The following is a 3,104-nucleotide window of genomic DNA, read 5'->3' on the forward strand; positions in this document are numbered from 1 at the left end:
ACCACACCCCAATGGACCAACTACTACAACCACCAACAACGCCGCCGCATCCCCCTCCCCACCTACCCCTTCCAACACAAACGCTACTGGCTGGACCGGCAGACCACAGCGCCGTCCATCGTCAGCGGCACCACCGCGCGCCGCGACGACATCACGGACTGGTTCTACGCCCCGTCATGGCAGCGAGCCGCTCTCCCCGCCGGGGGGCAGCCGGACTGCGACGGGCACTGGCTGGTCTTCGCCGACGGCCTGGGTGTGGGTGAGGCGGTCGCCGAGTGGCTGCGGTCCGGCGGCGCCACCGTCACCGTGGCGGCCGCGGCCGACGCGTGGTCCGAGCAAGGAGGCGGCCGGTACGGCATGGACCCTGCGAGCGGCGACGACCACGACCGGTTGATCGACGCGCTGCGAGAGGGCCCCGCCGGCGTACCCACCCGCATCGTGCATGCCTGGAGCGTCACCGCACCGGGTGAGGAGGGAAGTCTTCAGCACGGCTTCGAGAGCCTGATCCGTCTCGCCCAGGCGCTTGTTCGCCACCCGGACGGCGAGCCGCGCCGGATCTGGGTGCTCAGCAACGGGCTGCACAACGTCACCGGCGCCGAGCTGCTCTCGCCGCTCAAGGCCACGCTGTTGGGCCCCTGCCGCGTGCTGCCCCGCGAGCTGCCCGGCACCACCTGCCGCAGCGTCGATCTCGACTGCCTGACTTCTCCCAGCCCGGGACAACTGGTGCAGTTGATGGCCGAGTTGGCTGCCGATCCGGAGCCCGGAACGGAGACGGTGGCCCACCGGGGCGGCCACCGGTGGTCCCAGCACTACCTGCCGCAGCCACTGCCCGCAGGCGACCGGCCGCCGGTGGTGCGCAGGGGCGGTGTCTACCTGGTCACGGGCGGCACCGGCGGCCTGGGGCTGGCGCTGGCCGAGCACCTCGCGGCCGCGGGGGCACGGATCGCGCTCACCGCGCGCACCCGGCTGCCTGACGCCGAGGAGTGGGACTCGTGGCTCGTCCGCAACCCGGGAGCGGGCCGACTCGCCGATACAGTGCGGAAGTTGGTCCGTCTGCGGGATGCGGGCGCGGAGCTCCTGGTGTTCCGGGCCGATGTGAGCGACCGAGCGGCGATGCGCGAGGCCGTCCGGCAGACCACCCTGCGCTGGGGAGCCATCGACGGCGCCTTCCACACGGCGGGCGTGGCCGGTGGCGGTCTGATCCAGCTCAAGGATCTCCAGGCGGCCGCCGAGGTGCTCCTGCCGAAGGTACGCGGCACCCTGGTGCTGGAGGAGGTCCTGGCGGACCAGGAGCTGGACTTCCTGGTGCTGTTCGGTTCGAACGGTGCGAACATCGGCAGTGTCGGACAGGTCGACTACTGCGCCGCGAACTGCTTCCTCGACGCCTTCGCCCAGGACCGCGGCCGTGGACAGCGGGTGATCTCCATCGACTGGGGCCCGTGGCGGGAGATCGGCATGGCGGTGACCACCGCGACGCCGCCCGGCATCGAGCAGGTGGACGAGCGCGCCATGTCGACCGCAGAGGGGCTGCGAGCTCTCGACACGATCCTGGCCGGCGCCTCGGAGTCGCAGATCATCGTGTCGCCCGCCGAGCTCTCGGCGCTCTTCGCGAGCGCCTTCTCGCTGGACCGGGACGCTCCCGTGGAGCCCCGCACCGCCGCGCACGATCGCCCGGACATCCTGACCGAGTTCGTGGCGTCGCGCAGCGAGACCGAGCGCGTGGTCTGCGAGGTGTGGCAGGACCTGCTGGGCATCGAGAAGGTCGGCATCCAGGACAGTTTCTTCGATCTGGGCGGCAACTCCCTGATCGCGATCCAATTGGTGAGCACCGTCAACGCCAGGTTGGGCACGAAGTTCACGCTCGGCGACCTGTACGAGGGACTGACGGTCGCACACCTGGCGGGGCTGACCGAGAAGCCGGTGGAGCAGGCACCGAGTGACAACCTCAAGGCACTTGAGGAACGCAGAGCGAAGATGCAGCAGCGGCGTCAGCACCAGCAACGGCGTCGAACGGCAAGGGGCGAATGATGACCACTGAGTTCACGGATCTCCCGGCACGGGACGGTGTCGCGATCATCGGGATGGCAGGGCGTTTCCCCGGTGCCGGGGACCTGACCGAGTTCTGGTCGAACCTGCGCGACGGTGTCGAGTCGATCGTCGCCCTGACCGACGAGGAGCTGACGGCGGCCGGAGTGCCGCCCGAGGTCTTCGACCGTCCGGACTATGTCAAGGCCTCACCCAAGTTCGAGGGCATCGGCCTGTTCGACGCGGAGTTCTTCGGTTACACCGCCCGCGAGGCGAAGATCATGGACCCGCAGCACCGGCTCTTCCTGGAGACGGCGTGGGCGGCACTGGAGCACTCCGGTCACGACGCCGCCCAGTACGACGGCAGCATCGGTGTCTTCGGCGGCGCCAGTACCACCGCCTACCTCGGGAACATCCTCAGCAATCTGGAGCAGGGCGAGGCGATCAAGGGCGAGAACGTCGGCCTGGGCTTCGAACTCGCCTTTCTGACCAGCCGGGTGTCGTACAAACTCGACCTGCGGGGGCCGAGCTTCCCCGTCCAGACCGCCTGCTCGAGCTCCCTGGTCGCACTGCACGCGGCCTGTCAGAGCCTGCTCAACTACGAGTGCGACATGGCCCTTTCGGGTGCGGTCTCGTACAAGGTGCCCGAGAACACCGGCTATCTGTACCAGGAGGGAGCGTTCCTCGCTCCGGACGGGCACATCCGCCCGTTCGACGCGGACGCCCGTGGCACGGTCTTCGGCAACGGTGTCGGCGTGGTGGCACTGAAACGGCTGGAGGACGCGCTGACCGACGGCGACACCATCCACGCCGTGATCAGAGGATCGGCCGTCAACAACGACGGCGCGGTCAAGGCGAGTTTCACGGCACCGACCGTGGCCGGTCAGGCCGAGGTGATCACGGAGGCACTGGCGGTCTCGGAGGTCGACCCCGAGACGATCGACTACGTCGAGGCGCACGGCAGCGGCACCGTGATCGGCGATTCGATCGAGGTGCAGGCGTTGTCGCGGGCGTTCGGCGACACCGGACCCTGCGCCCTCGGCTCACTCAAGGGCAACGTCGGCCACCTCGACGCCGCC

Annotated in this window: 2 protein-coding genes; both read left to right on the forward strand. The window is 69.5% G+C overall.

What is annotated here, in order from left to right:
* Positions 1-2,028 (forward strand): SDR family NAD(P)-dependent oxidoreductase (locus JOC24_RS32940; RefSeq protein WP_205024104.1); only part of this gene is annotated, 2,028 nt, incomplete at its 5' end.
* Positions 2,028-3,104: beta-ketoacyl synthase N-terminal-like domain-containing protein (locus JOC24_RS32945; RefSeq protein ID WP_205024105.1), on the forward strand; the 1,077-nt coding region annotated here is incomplete at its 3' end. The genes JOC24_RS32940 and JOC24_RS32945, both read left to right, overlap by 1 nt.

Origin of the sequence: Streptomyces sp. HB132 (genome assembly GCF_016909575.1) — a bacterium.
Taxonomy (GTDB): Bacteria; Actinomycetota; Actinomycetes; order Streptomycetales; family Streptomycetaceae; genus Streptomyces.